This is a genomic window from Pseudomonas sp. QLc11A, assembly GCF_052112305.1.
In the GTDB taxonomy this organism is placed as follows: domain Bacteria; phylum Pseudomonadota; class Gammaproteobacteria; order Pseudomonadales; family Pseudomonadaceae; genus Aquipseudomonas; species Aquipseudomonas laurylsulfatiphila.
In genome coordinates this window covers 101,561-119,708 of the sequence record NZ_JAVAJJ010000013.1, presented here as the reverse complement: position 1 = coordinate 119,708, position 18,148 = coordinate 101,561, and the positions used below count along the sequence as shown (strand labels likewise).

Below are 18,148 nucleotides of genomic sequence, written 5' to 3'. Positions count from 1 at the left end.
ATATGAGAATTACTATAAATTACACTTCTCAAACTGCCACTATCGTGCCACTGCGTGTTCCAGCAGTCGCCGAAACGGCTCAAGGACAGCAACCGCACCCCCGTGCGGACGGGAGTCATGTTGGAAAACTACTATCGCGAGCTGGTGTGTTTCCTGAACGCCAGGCTGGGCAACCGTCAGGTGGCCGAAGATGTGGTGCATGACGCTTACCTGCGGGTCCTGGAGCGTTCCAGCGATACACCGATCGAGCAGCCCCGGGCATTCCTTTATCGCACCGCTCTCAACCTGGTCGTCGATGACCATCGGCGCAACGCCTTGCGTCGCACCGAGCCGCTGGACGTACTCGACAGCGAAGAAAGCTGCTTCATACCTTCACCGCACAAGGTCCTCGATCACGGCCAGCGCCTGGACATGCTCCAGCGTGCCCTGGCGGAACTGCCACGGCTGTGCCGCGAGAGTTTTCTGCTGCGCAAGATCGATGGCCTGTCCCATCTGGAAATCGCCGGGCAACTGGGTATTTCCCGTGCGCTGGTGGAAAAGCACATCGTCAATGCCATGAAGCATTGCCGTGTGCGGATGCGCCAGTGGGAAGGCCACTGATCCTGCGGGATTCATCAAGCCCGGTTAAATTTTGTTCCATTGTCCTCGTTCCTACTCAACAGACGACCTGTTGCCCTGCCCAAGGCCGGTCAGGTCACTTAGGTTCAATGCCCCGCTGTTGCGGGGAACATCCAGAGGACACTGGAAATGACACAGGCAATTGCATCGCCCCTCGTTCACGACCTGATCGGCGTCGGTTTCGGCCCGTCGAACCTGGCACTGGCCATCGCGCTGCAAGAGCGCGGGGCGAGCCAGGGCAACCTGGATGTGCTGTTTCTCGACAAGCAGGTCGACTATCGCTGGCACGGCAACACCCTGGTGACCCAGAGCGAGTTGCAGATTTCCTTCCTCAAGGACCTGGTGACCCTGCGCAACCCGACCAGCCCTTACTCGTTCGTCAATTACCTCAAGGCCCACGGGCGCCTGGTGGACTTCATCAACCTGGGCACCTTCTATCCGTGCCGCATGGAGTACAACGACTACCTGCGTTGGGTTGCCGGGCAGTTCTCGGCGCAAAGCCGTTACGGCGAAGAAGTGCTGACCATCGAGCCGGTGCTGCACAACCATCAGGTCGAGGCATTGCGAGTGATTTCCCGCGATGCGAGCGGCCATCAACAGGTGCGCACCACCCGTTCGGTGGTGGTCAGCGCCGGTGGCACGCCGCGTATTCCCGAGGTGTTCAAGGCGCTCAAGGATGACGGCCGGGTGTTCCACCATTCCCAGTACCTGGCGCAGATGGCCAAACAGCCGTGCGTGAACAACCAGCCGATGAGCATTGCGATCATCGGGGGCGGGCAGAGCGCCGCAGAGGCCTTCATCGATTTGAACGACAGCTTCCCGTCGGTGCAGGTGGACTTGATCCTGCGCGGCTCGGCACTCAAGCCGGCCGACGACAGCCCCTTCGTCAACGAAGTGTTCTCGCCGGAGTTCACCGACCTGGTGTTCCAGCAGCCCGACAGCGAGCGCGAGCGCCTGGTCAACGAGTACCACAACACCAACTATTCGGTGGTGGACATCGATCTGATCGAGCGCATCTACGGCATCTTCTACCGGCAGAAGGTCTCGGGCATCGCCCGTCATGCGTTCCATACCCTGACCACGATCGAAAAGGCCACCGCCAACGAACGTGGTGTCGAACTGGTGCTGCGCAACAACGCCACCGGTGAAGTCTCGGTGCGTCACTACGATGCCGTGGTGCTCGCCACCGGTTACGAGCGGCAGATGCACCGCAAACTGCTGGCGCCGCTGGAGGAGTACCTGGGCGATTTTGAGGTCGATCGCAATTACAAACTGATCACGGATGAACGCTGCAAGGCCGGCCTCTACATGCAGGGCTTCTGCCAGGCCAGCCACGGGCTGAGCGACACCTTGTTGTCGATCCTGCCGATCCGTGCCGATGAGATTGCCGGTTCGCTGTATGAGCATGGCAAGCATCGCGGGCATGGGCGGTCGGTAGTGGATCTGTTGTTGGCGACCGCGAGCTGAGTTTTTCGGCGCCTGACAGGCTGCCTTCGCGAGCAAGCCCGCTCCCACATTTTGCCCTGTGTTCGCAGATCAATTGTGGGAGCGAGCCTGCTCGCGAAGGGGCCAGAAAGAACACCGCAAACATTGATTCCTGAACCCTTCCTGAAGAACTCCGAGATTGCCCCTGCAAGACTATGTAACGGGTTTACTCCCCAAACATCGGGGCGTAAGCTTCGCGCGTTTTCATCCATTACGGAGACCCACAGTGGGTACTTGTTCGAGTGACAGTTGTCGGCCGGTCTCGGTAACCGGCATTTTCTCGGCAAGATAACGCGCAGTCTCCTGTGCCGTTGTCTCGCCGACAAGCGAGCAGCGGCATTCTGATCATGGCCAATCCCGGCCGTGTCCCGACGTCCCTCTCATCGACACTGAACAGTGCGTGGTTTCGACTTTTTGTCGTGGCCGCCGCTCTATCGACACGCCTGTCATTCGTGACCGGCGCGCCAGGCCTTGCTTTGCCGGTTGTTCCGGCGGCAGAGGCGTGGACCTGCCTGCTCGACGGTTTCCCGGCTGACCAAAGGGGCACCAGCCATGAAACTTACCCTCAAGGAATTCTTCGCAGGCTTCCTGCGTAACCGCCACATCGCCCGGCACTTCCGTCGCCTGGCGTTGCTGGAAACCTTCACCGACACCACGGTCAGCCGTGAAGTCCCGCCCACCCTGGCGCAAACCCTGGTCAGCGCTGCCGGCAGCGACACTGGCCAGTTGCTTGACACACTCGGCTCTCACACCGATGGCTTGAGCGAGCCTGAAGCCGATGCCCTGCGCGAGCAGTTCGGCCTCAATGAAGTCGAGCACGAACAACCGCTGCCCTGGTGGACGCACCTGTGGCACTGCTACAAGAATCCGTTCAACCTGCTGCTGACGCTGCTGGCGGTCATCTCCTGGCTGACTGAAGACATGAAAGCCGCCATCGTGATTTTCTCCATGGTGGTGCTCTCGACCTTGCTGCGTTTCTGGCAGGAAACCAAATCCAATCAGGCCGCCGATGCCCTCAAGGCCATGGTCAGCAACACGGCCACAGTGATGCGCCGGGACCTTGAGAACCACAGTGCGCAGCGCATCGAATTGCCGATCAAACAATTGGTGCCGGGCGACCTGATCGTGCTGTCCGCCGGGGACATGATTCCCGCCGATTGCCGGGTGCTCAGCGCCAAGGACCTGTTCGTCAGCCAGGCGGCCATGACCGGCGAATCGATGCCGGTGGAAAAATTTCCCCGGCAGCAGGACCGCGACACGCAGAACCCGCTGGACCTGGACAACATCCTGTTCATGGGCACCAACGTGGTGTCCGGCACGGCCATGGCGGTGATCCTCACCACCGGCAACAGCACCTATTTCGGCGCCCTGGCCCAGCGGGTCGGGGCGACGGATCGCACGCCGACTTCGTTCCAGACCGGCGTCAACAAAGTCAGTTGGCTGCTGATTCGCTTCATGTTCGTGATGGCGCCGCTGGTGTTGTTCATCAACGGTTTCACCAAGGGCGACTGGACCGAAGCGCTGCTGTTCGCACTGTCGATTGCCGTGGGCCTGACCCCGGAGATGCTGCCGATGATCGTCACCTCGACCCTGGCCAAGGGCGCGGTGTTCCTGTCGCGCAAGAAAGTCATCGTCAAACGCCTCGACGCGATCCAGAACTTCGGCGCCATGGACGTGCTGTGCACCGACAAGACCGGCACCCTGACCCAGGACAAGATCTTCCTGGCGCGCAACGTCGACGTCTGGGGCAACGACTCGGATGACGTGCTGGAAATGGCCTACCTCAACAGCTACTACCAGACCGGCCTGAAAAACCTGCTGGATGTGGCGGTGCTCGAACACGTCGAAATCCATCGTGAACTGAAAGTCGGCACGGCGTTTCGCAAGGTCGACGAGATTCCGTTCGACTTCACTCGCCGGCGCATGTCGGTGGTGGTCGCTGAGCGCGATCAACCGCACCTGTTGATCTGCAAGGGGGCGGTGGAGGAAGTGTTGGCGGTCTGCTCGCGGGTGCGCCATGGCGAAGTCGATGAAGCCTTGAACGAAGAACTGCTGGCGCGCATCCGTCAGGTCACGGCCACGTTCAACGCCGAGGGCCTGCGGGTGGTGGCGGTAGCGGCACGGCCGATGATTGAAGGCCGCGACACCTACAGCCTGGCCGATGAACAGGCCCTGACGCTGATCGGTTATGTGGCCTTTCTCGATCCGCCGAAAGAAAGCACCGCGCCGGCCCTCAAGGCGCTGGCGGCCCATGGCGTGGCGGTGAAAGTGCTGACCGGTGACAACGAACTGGTTACAGCGAAGATCTGCCGCGAAGTCGGCCTGGAGCAGCAGGGCCTGCTGATGGGCAACGACATCGAGCGCATGACGGATGCCGAGCTGGCGAAAGCCGTGGAGACCACCAACGTCTTCGCCAAACTGACGCCGTCGCACAAGGAACGCATCGTCCGTCTGCTCAAGGGTAACGGCCATGTGGTCGGTTTCATGGGCGACGGCATCAACGACGCCCCGGCCCTGCGCACGGCCGACATCGGCATTTCCGTGGACAGTGCCGTGGACATCGCCAAGGAGGCGGCCGACATCATCCTGCTGGAAAAGAGCCTGATGGTGCTGGAGGAGGGCGTGCTGGAAGGGCGCCGGACCTTCGCCAACATGCTCAAGTACATCAAGATGACCGCCAGTTCGAACTTCGGCAACGTGTTCTCGGTGCTGGTGGCCAGTGCGTTCATCCCCTTCCTGCCGATGCTGCCGATGCACCTGCTGGTGCAGAACCTGCTCTACGACATTTCGCAGATCGCCATTCCATTCGATAACGTCGATGACGAGATGCTCAAGCAACCGCAGCGCTGGCAGCCGGCGGATGTCGGGCGCTTCATGCTGTTTTTCGGGCCGATCAGTTCGATCTTCGACATCACCACGTTCGCCTTGATGTGGTACGTGTTCGATGCCAACACCCCGGATCACCAGACCCTGTTCCAGTCCGGCTGGTTCGTGGTCGGGCTGCTGACCCAGACACTGATCGTGCACATGATCCGCACGCCGAAGATCCCGTTCCTGCAAAGCCGCGCGGCCATGCCGTTGCTGGTGATGACCGGGTTGATCATGGCCGTGGGGATTTTCCTGCCGATGGGCCCGCTGGCGCACTACTTCAAGCTGCAGGCATTGCCGTCGCTGTACTTCGTGTTCCTGCCGGTGATCCTGCTGGCGTACATGGCGCTGACCCAGGCGGTGAAGGGGGTCTACATCCGGCGGTTTGGCTGGCAATAAGGAGTGTCCGCATAACCCTTGTGGCGAGGGGGCTTGCCCCCGTTCGGTTGCGCAGCAACCGCAAAACCTGAGAGCACGGTTTACTGGAAGCACCGCGTTTTTCGGTCTTGGGGTCGCTTCGCAACCCAACGGGGGCAAGCCCCCTCGCCACAGGGGATCGTGGGTTTTTTAAGGAGTTTTCATGCAAGCCATCAACAACCTCAACCTGACCTCTCTGCTCGACACCCTGGTCAGCCTCAGCGCAGCCTTCATCCTCGGTGGCCTGATCGGTTTCGAGCGCCAGTACCGGCAGCGCACCGCCGGCCTGCGCACCAACGTGCTGGTGGCGGTGGGCGCGGCGATTTTCGTCGACATGGCCAACCGGCTTGCCGGTGCCGATGGCGCCGTGCGGGTCGTGGCGTATGTGGTTTCCGGCATCGGTTTTCTCGGTGCCGGGGTGATCATGCGTGAAGAGGGCAATGTGCGTGGCCTCAATACGGCTGCCACCCTCTGGACCTCGGCGGCGGTCGGTGCCTGCGCCGGTGCCGACCTGCTGGCCGAGGCCTTGCTCGGCACGCTGTTCGTGCTGGCGGCCAACACCTTGCTGCGGCCGATCGTCAACAACATCAACCGTCAGCCGCTGGACGTGATTTCGGCGGAAGTCACCAACATCGTCTATGTCATCGCCCGGCGTACGCAGCAAAAAACCGTGCTGGCCTTGCTCGAAGCCGAGCTGGAGCGCAGCAACTATCCGGCCAGCGATGTCGATGTGCATGCCTTCGGCACGGATGAAATTGAAATCGAAGCCACCCTGGCGACCACCTCGGTCGATGGTGATGAACTGGATGCGCTGGTGGCCCGGATTTCGACCTCGAACCTGGTGGTGCAGGCGTTCTGGAGTCCGAGTACTACGGAGTGAAGGCCAAGGTTTCCCTGGCAATCGTCAGACTAACCGATATTCATTTAGGAATATTCCTACATAAACCTGGGGGGGGCTACCGTAGGCTTTGCGACCTCTTGAAACCGACATCCTTTTGGAGGTCACCTTGCCGGATAAATCCTTGCGCATCCTGATCGCCGATGCGCAGCACTTCAATCGCCTGCGGATCGAGCGGCTGTTCAACCAGCTGGGCTACTTTCGGGTGGCGCCGGTGCACAGCCTCGACGAGCTCCTTCCACTGGTGGAGTACGCTGGCGAGCCGCTGGACCTGGTGCTCGTCAATGGGACGATGGCCAGCGGAGGGCTGGACCTGTTCAGTTTCCTGGCTGACAACCCGCAGGTTCATCACGGGTATATCTTCAATGAGCAGCAGGCGCCGGTGCGGTCCGTTGCGGGCAAGGTCCAGGTCAGCCAGGCCGCTCTGCCTGACCTTGCGTCAATCACGCAGTTGATGAGCACTGTCGATCGTCGCCTGCCGTTCGTCGGAACTGTCATTTCTGTCAGGTAGTTCTTTCCAGCCTTCCATGCAATTGTCTTTGCGCAGCGTTGTGCCCAACCGCTGCAGTGTCTGGAGGGCTTTTTTTGGCCCGATCGTGTTGTTTTGCACGGGAGTTGTCATGAAGTCAGCACTGATTGTGGAAGATCATCCGGTGGTTCGCTCCATGATCAAACTCATACTCAAGGGTGAAGGGTTCACGCGGATTTACGAGGCCTCCCGTGGCGATGAGGTCCTGTCGTTGATCCGGGAGCATCAACCGGATGTCGTGTTGCTTGATCTGGGTCTTCCCGGGGTGGCGGGGCTTGAGGTGATGGATCGCATAAAGGCTGAAAACACCCGATGTCGCGTGGTGGTGTTCACCTCGCTGGAGGCGCAGTTTTATCAGGACCGCTGCATGCGCGCCGGGGCTGTGGCCTATGTTTCCAAGAGCAAGGACCTGGATGACTTGAAGGCGGCGGTGAATTCGGTGATGGCCGGCTACACCTATTTCGCCCAGACCCCCTCGAGCTCCGTGGCGATGGGGCAGTTGCAACGCAGTGAAAAGCAGTTGATCGACAAACTCTCCAATCGTGAACTGACCATTCTGCAGTACCTGGCCCGGGGCTCGAAAAACCTGGAGATCGCCGAGATCATGCACCTGAGCTACAAGACCGTCAGTACCTACAAGACCCGGCTTATCCTCAAGCTCAACATGAGCTCGTCGGTGCACTTGAGGGATTTCGCCCTGCGCAATCATTTGATCTGAATGAACGTTCTCCGACGACTGGCTGGTTGGGTGCTGACGGGCCTTCTTCTTTGGGTACCGACGGTCTGTGCGCAACAGTCGTTGACCCTGTTGGGACGCTCGAGTGCCGAAGGCCTGAGCGTCAGGTTGTCGGACACCGAGTTACGCTGGCTGCAGCAAAAGGGCAAATTGGTGCTGGCTGTCTCGGGGCCGGACTATCCCCCCTTCGAGTTCAATACGGCGGGCAAGGTGTTCGAAGGCGTGACAGCCGATTACGCCGGGTTGCTCGAACAATTGTTGAACATCGACATAGAGGTGCACTGTTATCCGTCGCGAGCCGACGCGCTGCAGGCCATCAAGGAGGGGCGGGCAGACCTTCTGGGAACCGCCAATCGATATGAAGCCGAGGACCCACAGTTACAGATGTCCAGTGCCTACGCGGTCGATCAACCGGTGCTGGTCACCCGCACCGATTCCCCTCCGGTGCTTGACTCGACCCTGGCCGGCCAGCGGTTGGTGATGCTGTATCACTACTTGCCCGAATACAGCGTGCAACAGTTCTATTCCAAGGCGCAGGTCCAGCTGTTTCCCTCGACACTGGCGGCGATGGGTGCCGTGGCTTTCGGCCAGGCCGATGTCTATCTGGGCGATGCGATCAATGCCCACTACCTGATCAGCAGGAACTACCTGAACAACGTGCAACTGACCGACTTCTCGCCCATGGAGTCCGGGCGCTTTGCCTTCGCGATGACCCGCGACAACGTTTCGCTGTTGCGCATCGTCAACAAGGCTTTGGCGGCCATCACCCCCAATGAACAGATGAACATTCTGCGTCGCTGGGGGGGCAATGGCGTATCTATCCACGGCACCCGGTCATTGCAATTGAGTGTGGCGGAACAGCACTGGCTCGAACGCCACCCGCGGGTGAGGGTGGCGATCAACGACAATATTCCGCCGATTTCATTTATCGACAGCGAAGGCAAGTTTCGCGGTATCAGCGTCGATGTGCTGGCGAAAATCACTTCGCGCACCGGGCTGCAATTTGACATCCAGAGCATGAAATCAGTGACTGATATGGTGTCCGGCATCACCAGCGGGCAGATCGATGTGCTGGCCGGTATCGGCCTCAGTTCCCAGCGTGAGGATGAACTGCTGTTCACCCGGGCGTTTCTGAGCAGCCCTTCGGTGCTGGTGACCCGAGCGACCGGGGACAGCCCCAGGACGCTGGAAGACATGGCGGGAAAAGCCCTGGCACTGACCCAGGGCAACATTGCCGGCGAGTACCTTCGCCAGCATCACCCGCAGATCCAGCTGGTGGATGCACCACTGTCGACGGACGCCATGAAAATGGTCGCCCAGGGCAAGGTCCACGGCGGCATCAACTCCTTGATCAGCGCCCGTTACCTGATTTCCCGGCAGTATCGCGATCGCCTGCAGGTGACCAGCACCGTGGGTGCCAACCCTGTCCGAAGCACTCTGGCAACCAGTCGCGAGGCTACCGAACTGCATTCGATTCTGGATAAGGCGCTGTTAAGCATTCCTCCCGAAGAAATAGACGAGCTGACTCAACCCTGGCGCTATGACTCGGTGGTCGAGCAGAGTTACTGGCTGCGACACCGACAGGCGATCTTGCAGGCGTTTGCGCTGGCGGGTGTCTTGCTGTTGCTCGCGTTGGCCGGGATCGTCTGGCAGAGGCGGCAGATTCGCCAGCGTCAGCAATTGCTCGGGCAATTGCAGGAAGCCAAGGACGCGGCGGACGACGCCAACCGGGCCAAGACCACGTTCCTGGCCACCATGAGCCATGAGATCCGCACGCCGATGAACGCCTTGATCGGCATGCTCGAACTGGCGCTGAAACGGGCCGATGAAGGGGTGACCGACCGCGACGCCATTGAGGTCGCGTCAAATGCCGGGCAGCAATTGCTGGATTTGATCGGCGACATTCTGGACGTCGCCCGGATCGAATCGGGGCATTTGTCGTTGGCGCCGGAGCGGGTCAACCTGCATGCGCTGGTGACATCGGTCTGCCGGGTTTTCGAAGGGCTGGCGATTCAGAAGAATCTGCAATGGCGGGTCGAGCTCGCCGAACACAGTGACCTCGATGTGATGCTCGATCCCGTGCGCTTCAAACAAGTGCTGTCCAATCTGCTGAGCAACGCCATCAAGTTCACCCGTGCAGGCCAGGTGAGCCTGACTCTGCGAGTGCGGCCGCAAGCTCCGGCGCATCTCGCCGTCAGCGTACGGATCGAGGACAGCGGCATCGGCATCAGCGCTTTCGACCAGCAACGCCTGTTCAGCCCGTTCGTGCAGGCCGATAACAATCAGCAGACCGCCCGGCAAGGGTCCGGCCTGGGCCTGGTGATCAGTCGTACCCTGTGCGAAATGATGGGCGGGCAGTTGCATCTCGATAGTGAGCCTGGGCGCGGTACGCGGGTGGACATCAGCCTGATGCTGCCCTCCCTGCAAGCGTTGCCCGCGGGGGGGATGCCCCAGGACTCGGCGCAGCTCACGACCCGGGCGTTGTCGATCCTGGTGGTTGACGATTACCCGGCCAATCGCCTGCTGCTCTCGCGGCAGCTGAGCTATCTGGGCCACAGTGTGGTGCTGGCGGAGGACGGGGCGCAGGGGCTTGAACAGTGGCGCGGACAGAGTTTCGAACAGGGTTTCGAACTGGTCATTACCGACTGCAACATGCCGGTGCTCAGCGGTTACGAATTGGCGGGCGCAATACGTGAGCAAGAGCGGCTGCAGGGGTTGTCGCCTACGCTGATTCTGGGCTTTACCGCCAATGCGCAGGCCGAGGAGAAAATCCGCTGTCAGGCGGCGGGCATGGACGATTGCCTGTTCAAACCCATTCGCCTGGTGGATTTGCAGGCGTGGCTGGCTCTGCGCTTTTCCAGCACACCCCCGGCGGCAAATGACAACCCAGGCTTGGCCGAGTTCGACTTGAGCGGGCTGGAGCGCTATGTGGATACGGACCCTGAGCTGGTCGATCAACTGCTGCACGATCTGGCGCTGACCAACCGTGAGGACCGCGTGCATTTGCTGGCCTTGCACGCCAGCGACAACCGCCCGGGTTTGCAGACACTGGCACACCGGATCAAGGGCGGGGCGCTGATGGTGCAAGCGCTTGGCCTGGTCGAGTGTTGCGAACAACTGGAGCGGGCGTGCAATGACGGCCGCGCGGCACTGATCGACGCCGCCGTCGACCAGTTGCAGAAAGCCATGACCCGCCTGGACCTGCGTCTCGAGCAGGACTGAGGCTCAATCCCAGCTCGGTGCGATGCCTTTGGGACTGGTCAACCGGTGGCCGCGATCCAGTGTTGCGATCAAGGCCATGTCGGCCTCGCTCAAGGTCAGTTCGCGAGCCTTCAAGTTGCTTTCGAGGTTGGCCCGGCGAGTGGACGACGGGATCACCGAGTAACCCGATTGCATGGCCCACGCCAGGGTGACCTGAGCCGGCGTCGCTCGCAGGCGTTCGGCGATCTGCTGGATGAGCGGGTCCTTGAGGACTTCACCGTAAGCCAGAGTCATGTAGGACGTGATGCCAATGCCCTGGCTCTGCGCGAATGCGACGACCTTGCGGTTTTGCAGGTACGGGTGCAGTTCGATCTGGTTCGTGGTGATGTGCTCGGCGCCGATGGCCGCAACCGCCTGTTTCATCAGGTCGATGGTGAAGTTGGACACGCCGATCTGCCGGGTCAGGCCCATGCGTTTGGCTTCGAGCAGGGCGCCCATGAACTCTGCGACAGGCACTTGATCGTCCGGCGAAGGCCAGTGGATCAGGGTCAGGTCCAGGTAATCGGTCTGCAGTTTGCCCAGGCTTTCCTTCAGGCTGTCGATCAGTCGATCACCGGCCAGGTTGGCGACCCAGATCTTGCTGGTGATGAACAGGTCTTTTCGGGCGATGCCGCTGGCGGCGATAGCCTCGCCGACCTCGGCTTCGTTCTCGTAGATTTGTGCGGTATCGATCACCCGGTAACCGAGCGCCAGGGCGGTGCTCACCGAATCGATGAGCACCTGGCCTTGCAAGCGAAACGTACCCAGGCCGAAGGCGGGAATGGACATTGATGACTCCAGAGGTTGCAGTGGGAATGGGCGGCAGTATCTGCGCCTGCATCCGTGAGAAAAACCGCTGGATTGGCAAAGCAATGTTTACTGGAAATCAAGAATCATCGGCAGTCTGGTGGGGTGATGGTGTCTGATCCGACGCCTTCGCGAGCAAGCCCGCTCCCACATTTGGAATGCATTCCCCATGTGGGAGCGGGCTTGCTCGCGAAGGTAGCGACTCGGTCTGAAGCCTTACCCCCGAGGTTCAAGAATCATGCAAGTGGTGGTCCCCGTCGCATACAACCGCCCATCCACATCATAAATCCGCCCCTCGGCCAGCGCCGTCGAGCGCCCCAAGTGCACAATCTTGCCCTCGGCACGCACGGGTCCACTGGCGTTGTTCAACGCGCGGACGTAGCTGATGCGCAGATCCAGCGTGGTGTAACCCTGGCCTTTTTTCAGTTGTGTATGGACCGCGCAACCCATGCATGAATCAAGCAAGGTTGCGGCATAACCGCCGTGGACGGTGCCCAGCGGGTTGTAGTGCCGGGCATCCGGCGTGCCCTGGAAGATGAACAGCCCGGCCGACCATTCGATGGGGATGAAATCCATCAGTGTGCCAATCGGCGGGGAGGGTAATTCGCCGTTGCCGATGCCTTCGAAAAACTCGGCGGGGGACAACGCGCTGACCTCGGCCATGGACAGACTGCCGGGCCCGGCGAGGCGGGCGCGCATGGCTTGTTCCTGGGCGATCCATTGGGCGAGGGTGGCGTCGCGGTTAGGGCTTTGCATGACGGAGTCCTCGGTGGGCTAAATATTATGGGTGTAATCAAATTGAATATTATGCCCGAAATAAAATCTCCGCTACCCCCCAATCAACTTGCCGCTTTCAGCTCAAAGCTTGCCGCTGCCTTCAAGCAATATCACTGCGACTGAATTCTTCCCCGAGAAAATCGATCAAGGTGCGCACCGACGGCAGTAACCCCCGACGCGAGGGGAAGATCGCATGGATCACACCGCTCTTCGGTGCCCAGCCCGGCACCAGTTCCACCAGTTGCCCGGCAGCGATTTCATCGCGTACCACCACGCTGGGCAGGTGCACGATGCCGATCCCGGCGACTGCCGCATGGCGCAAGGCCAACAGGTCATCGGTGACCATGCGCGGGGCATGCCGGATCATCGCCGTGCTGCCATCGGCGCCGAACAGTTCCCACTGATATTCGCGCTGCGCCGCGCCCCAGTGCAGGCTCGGCATGCCGCTGAGGTCGGCCGGGGAGGCCGGTGTCGACAGGCGCGATAAAAAGGCCGGGCTGCCGACCACGCTCTGGGTGCTGTTGCCCAGCACCTTCATCACCATGTCGGTGTTTTCCAGCGGTGGAAAGCGTACCCGCAGGGCAATGTCGAAGCCTTCGTGAATCAGGTCGACCCGGCGGTTGGTGCTCTCGATGAACACTTCCACCAACGGGTACTTGAGCATGTAACGGGTCAGCATCGGCCCGACCCAGGTGTTGAGCAGCGCCGTCGGGCAACTGATACGCACCATGCCCTGAGGCTCGGAGCGGTTGCGCTCGATCAGTTCGGCGGCGCTTTCCGCCTCCACCCGCATGGCCAGGCAGCGCTGGTAATACGCCTGGCCGATTTCCGTCAATGAGCAATGCCGGCTGGTGCGGTGCAGCAGGCGCACGCCGAGGCGTTCTTCAAGCTCGGCAATGCGTCGGCTGAGCTTCGACTTGGGCATGTCCAGTGCCCGACCGGCTGCGGCGAAACCGTGATGCTCCACCACCTGGGTGAAGTAGTAGAGGGTGTTGAGGTCTTCCACCATCGTTCTCCAAATAGAACGCTAAAGCTGATTTTTGCAGTCTAGCGCAGCAAAGGTCACGGTTTTAAGCTTTGTCCATGGCTTCACCCCCCTCATCAGGAGACACCATGAAAAACATCATCGGTATCTACACCAGTCCACGGACCCATTGGGTTGGCGACGGTTTTCCGGTTCGCACGCTGTTTTCCTACGACAACCTGGGCAAACACATCAGCCCGTTCCTGTTGCTTGATCACGCCGGCCCCGCTGAATTCACCCCGACCACCGAACGACGTGGCGTTGGTCAGCATCCTCATCGTGGTTTTGAAACCGTGACTATCGTTTACAAGGGCGAACTGGAGCACCGGGATTCCACCGGCAGCGGCGGCAAGATCGGCCCTGGCGATGTGCAATGGATGACCGCTGCCTCGGGGATCCTGCATGAAGAGTTTCACTCCGACGGTTTCGCCAAAAGCGGCGGCACCCTGGAGATGGTGCAACTGTGGGTCAACCTGCCGGCCAGGGACAAAATGGCCGACCCCGGCTACCAGACGATTCTCGATGCTGACATCCCGAGCATCGCCTTGAAGGACAGCGCCGGCAGCCTGCGCCTGATCGCCGGTGAGTTCGACGGCCACAAGGGCCCGGCACGCACCTTTACCCCGGTCGACCTGTGGGACATTCGTTTGAATGCCGGCAAGTCGCTGACCCTGGACCTGTATGAAGGGCGCAACACCGCACTGGTGGTCTTGCGTGGCACGGTTCAGGTCAATGGCCTGGAACCGGTGCGCCAGGGGCAACTGGCCCTGTTCGATCGCAAGGGCGATCAGATGACCCTCCAAGCCAGCGAAGACGCGGTGGTGTTGTTGCTCAGCGGTGAGCCGATCGACGAGCCGATCGTCGGTCACGGGCCGTTCGTGATGAACACCGAGCAAGAAATCCACCAGGCCTTCGCCGACTTCCAGTCCGGACGCTTCGGCCGGATGCACGCTTAATTCGCAGCGCTTCAACACCCGACTCTACACAGGATGAGTAGGCCGGTTTTCAGGCCAGGGATGGCTGTTGCCCAAAAGAAAGAGGAAACGCACATGAGTACTGTCTACGCGGCCAACTTCAACGGCCAGAAACCGACCATCGATCCCAATGACAGCGCGATGCTGTTGATCGATCACCAGAGCGGACTGTTCCAGATCGTCAAGGACATGGACGTGCCCCAACTGCGCGCTAACGCCATTGCCCTGGCCAAGGCCGCAACCTTGCTGAAGATGCCGGTGATCACCACGGCTTCCGTTCCCCAGGGGCCGAACGGGCCGTTGATCCCGGAAATCCACGAGGCCGCACCCCATGCGCAGTACGTGGCGCGCAAAGGCGAAATCAATGCCTGGGACAACCCGGAGTTTCATGCGGCGGTCAAAGCCACCGGCAAGAAAACCCTGGTGATCGCCGGCACCTTGACCAGCGTGTGCCTGGCGTTCCCGTCCATCGCCGCCGTGCATGAAGGCTACAAGGTGTTTGCGGTGGTCGACGCCTCCGGCAACCACTCGAAACTGGCCACTGATCTGACCGTTGCCCGCCTGGCCCAGGCCGGGGTGGTGCCAATCGACATCATGGCGACGCTCTCCGAACTGCAAGGCTCGTGGAACCGTCCGGATGCCGAGCAGTGGGCCGCTGTCTACGCCCAGGCCATGCCGCATTATCAATTGCTGATCGAGAGCTACCTCAAGGCCCAGCAAGTGGCGAACGAACACGAGGCGCTGGATTCCCAGCGCTAACCGGCTACCCCACGCCGATCTCCAATCGGCATCGATAACCTGCGAGGATTACTGCAATGACCACTTCCTACAAGCGTCTGGACAAGGACAACGCCGCCGTTCTGCTGGTGGATCATCAGACCGGCCTGCTGTCGCTGGTACGCGACATCGATCCTGATCGCTTCAAGAACAATGTGCTGGCCCTGGCCGACCTGGCCAAGTACTTCAAGCTGCCGACCATCCTCACCACCAGTTTCGAAACCGGCCCCAACGGCCCGCTGGTGCCGGAGCTCAAGGCGCAGTTCCCCGACGCGCCGTACATCGCTCGCCCGGGCCAGATCAACGCCTGGGACAACGAAGACTTCGTCAAGGCGATCAAGGCCACCGGCAAGAAACAGCTGATCATCGCCGGCGTAGTGACCGAAGTCTGCGTGGCGTTTCCGGCACTGTCGGCGCTGGCCGAAGGCTTTGATGTGTTCGTGGTCACCGACGCGTCCGGCACCTTCAACGAACTGACCCGCGAATCGGCATGGAGCCGCATGACCGCCCAGGGCGCGCAATTGATGACCTGGTTCGGCCTGGCCTGTGAACTGCACCGCGACTGGCGTAACGATATCGAAGGGTTGGGCACGCTGTTCTCCAACCATATTCCGGACTACCGCAACCTGATGACCAGCTACAGCACACTGACCAACAGCAAATAACTTCGGCACACGCATCCCCCCTGTGGGAGCGGGCTTGCTCGCGAAAGCGGTGTGTCAAACAACATAAACGTTGCCTGACACACTGAATTCGCGAGCAAGCCCGCTCCCACATTTGTTTTTGTGGCGATTGCAGAATCCCGCCAAATCAATTGCTCCTACACTGGTGCCAATCCATGCGATCTTCGCGTCATTGGCCCTGGATGGAGTTGCTTGATGCTGTCACTGCTCACTGAACACCCTTTGATCTGCGCCATGACGCTGATCCTGATCGATCTCGGGTTGTGGCACTTGCTCAGCGCCGCTGGCAGTGCCTGGCGGCTGCTGGTGCGGGTGGTGATTTTTTCGTTGTTCAGCCTCCTGTTGTTCAACGAAGGCCTGAACCCGATGGAGCCGCCGCCCTGGGCCGATAACGTGCCGCTGCACCTGGCCGCCACCGGCTTGCAGATCGGCTGGTGGTTGTTCGGCGCGCGGACCCTGACCGTGCTGATCGGCGCGGTGATGATGCAACGGGTGGGGCATACCGGGCGCTTGCTCCAGGATTTGCTCGGCGCGGTGATTTTCCTGATCGCGGTGATTGCGGCCCTGGCCTATGTGCTGGAACTGCCGGTCAAGGGTGTTCTGGCCACCTCCGGTGCGTTGGCGATCATCGTCGGCCTGGCGTTGCAAAGTACCCTCAGCGACGTGTTCTCCGGGATCGTCCTCAACACCACCAAGCCCTATCAACTCGATGACTACATCTCCATCGACGGCATGGAGGGCAAGGTGACCGACATCGACTGGCGCGCCACACGCCTGCAGACCTCCCAGGGCTGCATGGCGGTGATTCCCAACTCGTTGGCGGCCAAGGCCAAGATCATCAATTTCAGCAGGCCGAACGACATGTTCGGTATCTCCGTATCCCTGGAAGTGAGCCCCCACGCGAGGCCGAACACGGTGATCGAAGCCTTGGAGCGGGCCATGCAAGGGTGCCGTGCGCTGCTGGAAAAACCGTCGCCCAGCGTCGGTCTCAAAAGTGCCAGCAACACCGGCGCGGTCTACGAAATCAACGGTTTTGTCGCATCGATGGACGAGAAACGCTCAGTGCGCAACCAGCTGTACGACCTGGCCTACCGGCACTTGCAGGCCTGCGGGGTCAATTTGTTGTCGAGCGTGGAGCCCAGCCCGCCGATCAACTCGACACGCAAACGGGCGTTGCTGGACAGCTCGCCGATTTTCTCCACCCTGCGTCAGGAAGAGAAAGACACGTTCAGCCAGAACATGACCCTGCAAACCTTCCGCGCCGGGGAGGTGATCCTGGAAGCGGAGGAGGTCAGCGATCACTTGTTCATTATCGAATCCGGCGTGATCTCGGTGACCTTGATGCGCCACGGAACGCCCTACGAATCCGGACGCATGGGGCCGGGGGAGGTGATCGGCGAGGCGGGTATTCTCACCGACAGCGCGCTGCCTGCGCAGTTTACCGCCAAGACATTCTGCGGCCTGTACCGCATCGAAAAGTCCTACCTCAAGCCGTGCCTGGATGCCCGTCACGACATCAACGATGCAATGAAAGCCTTGCTCGATTACCGGCTGCAAAAAGCGAAAACCCTGACTCAGGAGCTGCCGGTGGCGGTGGAGAAAAAGGGCTTTCTGCGGTGGTTGCGCAATCGGGTTTGAGCTCGGTGGTGAATGGCCGCTGCGCGGATCGCGAGCAAGCTCGCTCCCACATTTGAGTGCATTTCCCTGTGGGAGCGAGCTTGCTCGCGATGACGGCAGTGAATTCACCAAAAGTGAAGAGTGAAACCCATCACACCCGCGCCAATGGCCTCCTCGACTTCTGGAATATTGGCTATTTGTGTAGACCAGCCGAGGGACTAACGTAGCGACACACCTACCTGCCCTGGAGCACGTCATGCAACCCCGTATCGATTTCTACACTGCCAGCCCCGACGCCCTCAAGGCGATGATCGCCCTGGAAACCGCAGTGTCGAAGCTGCCGCTGGAAAAAAGCCTGATTGAACTGGTCAAGCTGCGCGCTTCACAAATCAACGGCTGTGCCTTCTGCATTGACATGCACACCGCCGACGCGATCAAGGGTGGCGAAACCCCGCGGCGTCTGTTCGCCGTGACGGCCTGGCGCGAGGCGCCATTTTTCACCGAGCGTGAACGCGCTGCGCTGCTGTGGACCGAATCCATGACCCAGCTCAGCCTGACCCACGCCCCGGACGAAGACTACGAAGTGGTCAGCGCACAGTTCACGCCCAAGGAAATGGTCGACCTGACCGTCGCCATCAGCACCATCAACAGCTGGAACCGCCTGGCGGTCGGCTTCCGTAAAACGCCTCAGGCCTGAT

General features: G+C 60.6%; 15 protein-coding genes. 12 read left to right on the top strand and 3 right to left on the bottom strand.

Features of this window, described 5'->3' with window-relative positions; translation table 11 throughout:
- Positions 1–117 precede the first annotated feature (117 nt).
- The 7 genes from Q8X48_RS19325 to Q8X48_RS19295 all read left to right on the top strand — a co-directional run bounded on the left by Q8X48_RS19325 (position 118) and on the right by Q8X48_RS19295 (position 10,773).
- Positions 118–600 carry a sigma-70 family RNA polymerase sigma factor gene (locus Q8X48_RS19325; RefSeq protein WP_407801239.1) on the top strand — a complete coding sequence of 161 codons (483 nt, stop codon included), beginning with the start codon at positions 118–120 and terminating at the stop codon, positions 598–600.
- A gap of 147 nt (positions 601–747) precedes the next feature.
- A complete protein-coding gene (locus Q8X48_RS19320; RefSeq protein ID WP_407801240.1) occupies positions 748–2,085 on the top strand; it encodes a lysine N(6)-hydroxylase/L-ornithine N(5)-oxygenase family protein in 1,338 nt (445 codons plus the stop codon).
- Positions 2,086–2,655: 570 nt separating this feature from the next.
- Positions 2,656–5,370, top strand: a complete 2,715-nt coding sequence (gene mgtA, locus Q8X48_RS19315) for a magnesium-translocating P-type ATPase (RefSeq protein WP_407801241.1) — start codon at positions 2,656–2,658, stop codon at positions 5,368–5,370.
- Positions 5,371–5,551: 181 nt separating this feature from the next.
- Positions 5,552–6,268, top strand: coding sequence for an MgtC/SapB family protein (locus Q8X48_RS19310; protein ID WP_015094175.1), 717 nt, complete (start codon positions 5,552–5,554; stop codon positions 6,266–6,268).
- Between the two features lie 127 nt (positions 6,269–6,395).
- Positions 6,396–6,797: a chemotaxis protein CheY gene (locus Q8X48_RS19305; RefSeq protein WP_126050197.1), complete on the top strand. Its 402-nt coding sequence runs from the start codon at positions 6,396–6,398 to the stop codon at positions 6,795–6,797.
- Between the two features lie 109 nt (positions 6,798–6,906).
- Positions 6,907–7,533, top strand: coding sequence for a response regulator transcription factor (locus Q8X48_RS19300; RefSeq protein ID WP_015094177.1), 627 nt, complete (start codon positions 6,907–6,909; stop codon positions 7,531–7,533).
- A complete protein-coding gene (locus Q8X48_RS19295; protein ID WP_407801242.1) occupies positions 7,534–10,773 on the top strand; it encodes a transporter substrate-binding domain-containing protein in 3,240 nt (1,079 codons plus the stop codon).
- A gap of 3 nt (positions 10,774–10,776) precedes the next feature.
- Here the strand turns inward: Q8X48_RS19295 and dkgB are convergent, their stop codons facing one another.
- From dkgB to Q8X48_RS19280, 3 genes are all read right to left on the bottom strand, one after another.
- Positions 10,777–11,580, bottom strand: a complete 804-nt coding sequence (gene dkgB / locus Q8X48_RS19290) for a 2,5-didehydrogluconate reductase DkgB (RefSeq protein ID WP_126050201.1) — start codon at positions 11,578–11,580, stop codon at positions 10,777–10,779.
- Positions 11,581–11,814: 234 nt separating this feature from the next.
- On the bottom strand, positions 11,815–12,354 hold the full coding sequence (locus Q8X48_RS19285; protein ID WP_102699257.1) for a PaaI family thioesterase: 540 nt from the start codon (positions 12,352–12,354) through the stop codon (positions 11,815–11,817).
- A gap of 121 nt (positions 12,355–12,475) precedes the next feature.
- Positions 12,476–13,384 (bottom strand): LysR family transcriptional regulator, encoded by a 909-nt coding sequence (locus Q8X48_RS19280; RefSeq protein WP_407801243.1) that lies wholly within the window; start codon positions 13,382–13,384, stop codon positions 12,476–12,478.
- 104 nt (positions 13,385–13,488) lie between these two features.
- On the opposite strand from Q8X48_RS19280, the gene Q8X48_RS19275 reads away from it, so the two are divergent.
- The 5 genes from Q8X48_RS19275 (at position 13,489) to Q8X48_RS19255 (ending at position 18,147) form a co-directional block, all read left to right on the top strand.
- The gene (locus Q8X48_RS19275; RefSeq protein ID WP_407801244.1) at positions 13,489–14,355 is read left to right on the top strand and encodes a pirin family protein; all 867 of its coding nucleotides are present in this window, start codon (positions 13,489–13,491) and stop codon (positions 14,353–14,355) included.
- A 93-nt stretch (positions 14,356–14,448) separates the two neighbouring features.
- Positions 14,449–15,132, top strand: a complete 684-nt coding sequence (locus Q8X48_RS19270; protein WP_007977982.1) for an isochorismatase family protein — start codon at positions 14,449–14,451, stop codon at positions 15,130–15,132.
- Between the two features lie 56 nt (positions 15,133–15,188).
- Entirely contained in the window at positions 15,189–15,815 is a 627-nt protein-coding gene (ycaC, locus tag Q8X48_RS19265; protein WP_007977984.1) for an isochorismate family cysteine hydrolase YcaC, read from the top strand.
- A gap of 213 nt (positions 15,816–16,028) precedes the next feature.
- On the top strand, positions 16,029–17,471 hold the full coding sequence (locus Q8X48_RS19260; RefSeq protein ID WP_407801245.1) for a mechanosensitive ion channel domain-containing protein: 1,443 nt from the start codon (positions 16,029–16,031) through the stop codon (positions 17,469–17,471).
- 235 nt (positions 17,472–17,706) lie between these two features.
- The gene (locus Q8X48_RS19255) at positions 17,707–18,147 is read left to right on the top strand and encodes a carboxymuconolactone decarboxylase family protein (protein ID WP_407801246.1); all 441 of its coding nucleotides are present in this window, start codon (positions 17,707–17,709) and stop codon (positions 18,145–18,147) included.
- The last annotated feature ends 1 nt before the right edge of the window (position 18,148 follow it).

What these genes read in the sequence shown, in the direction of transcription:
- Q8X48_RS19325 (WP_407801239.1), top strand. Translation starts at nt 118, where the DNA reads ATGTTGGAAAACTACTATCGCGAGCTGGTGTGTTTCCTGAACGCCAGG.
- Q8X48_RS19320 (WP_407801240.1), top strand. Translation starts at nt 748, where the DNA reads ATGACACAGGCAATTGCATCGCCCCTCGTTCACGACCTGATCGGCGTC.
- mgtA (WP_407801241.1), top strand. Translation starts at nt 2,656, where the DNA reads ATGAAACTTACCCTCAAGGAATTCTTCGCAGGCTTCCTGCGTAACCGC.
- Q8X48_RS19310 (WP_015094175.1), top strand. Translation starts at nt 5,552, where the DNA reads ATGCAAGCCATCAACAACCTCAACCTGACCTCTCTGCTCGACACCCTG.
- Q8X48_RS19300 (WP_015094177.1), top strand. Translation starts at nt 6,907, where the DNA reads ATGAAGTCAGCACTGATTGTGGAAGATCATCCGGTGGTTCGCTCCATG.
- Q8X48_RS19295 (WP_407801242.1), top strand. Translation starts at nt 7,534, where the DNA reads ATGAACGTTCTCCGACGACTGGCTGGTTGGGTGCTGACGGGCCTTCTT.
- dkgB (WP_126050201.1), bottom strand. Translation starts at nt 11,580, where the DNA reads ATGTCCATTCCCGCCTTCGGCCTGGGTACGTTTCGCTTGCAAGGCCAG.
- Q8X48_RS19285 (WP_102699257.1), bottom strand. Translation starts at nt 12,354, where the DNA reads ATGCAAAGCCCTAACCGCGACGCCACCCTCGCCCAATGGATCGCCCAG.
- Q8X48_RS19280 (WP_407801243.1), bottom strand. Translation starts at nt 13,384, where the DNA reads ATGGTGGAAGACCTCAACACCCTCTACTACTTCACCCAGGTGGTGGAG.
- Q8X48_RS19275 (WP_407801244.1), top strand. Translation starts at nt 13,489, where the DNA reads ATGAAAAACATCATCGGTATCTACACCAGTCCACGGACCCATTGGGTT.
- Q8X48_RS19270 (WP_007977982.1), top strand. Translation starts at nt 14,449, where the DNA reads ATGAGTACTGTCTACGCGGCCAACTTCAACGGCCAGAAACCGACCATC.
- ycaC (WP_007977984.1), top strand. Translation starts at nt 15,189, where the DNA reads ATGACCACTTCCTACAAGCGTCTGGACAAGGACAACGCCGCCGTTCTG.
- Q8X48_RS19260 (WP_407801245.1), top strand. Translation starts at nt 16,029, where the DNA reads ATGCTGTCACTGCTCACTGAACACCCTTTGATCTGCGCCATGACGCTG.
- Q8X48_RS19255 (WP_407801246.1), top strand. Translation starts at nt 17,707, where the DNA reads ATGCAACCCCGTATCGATTTCTACACTGCCAGCCCCGACGCCCTCAAG.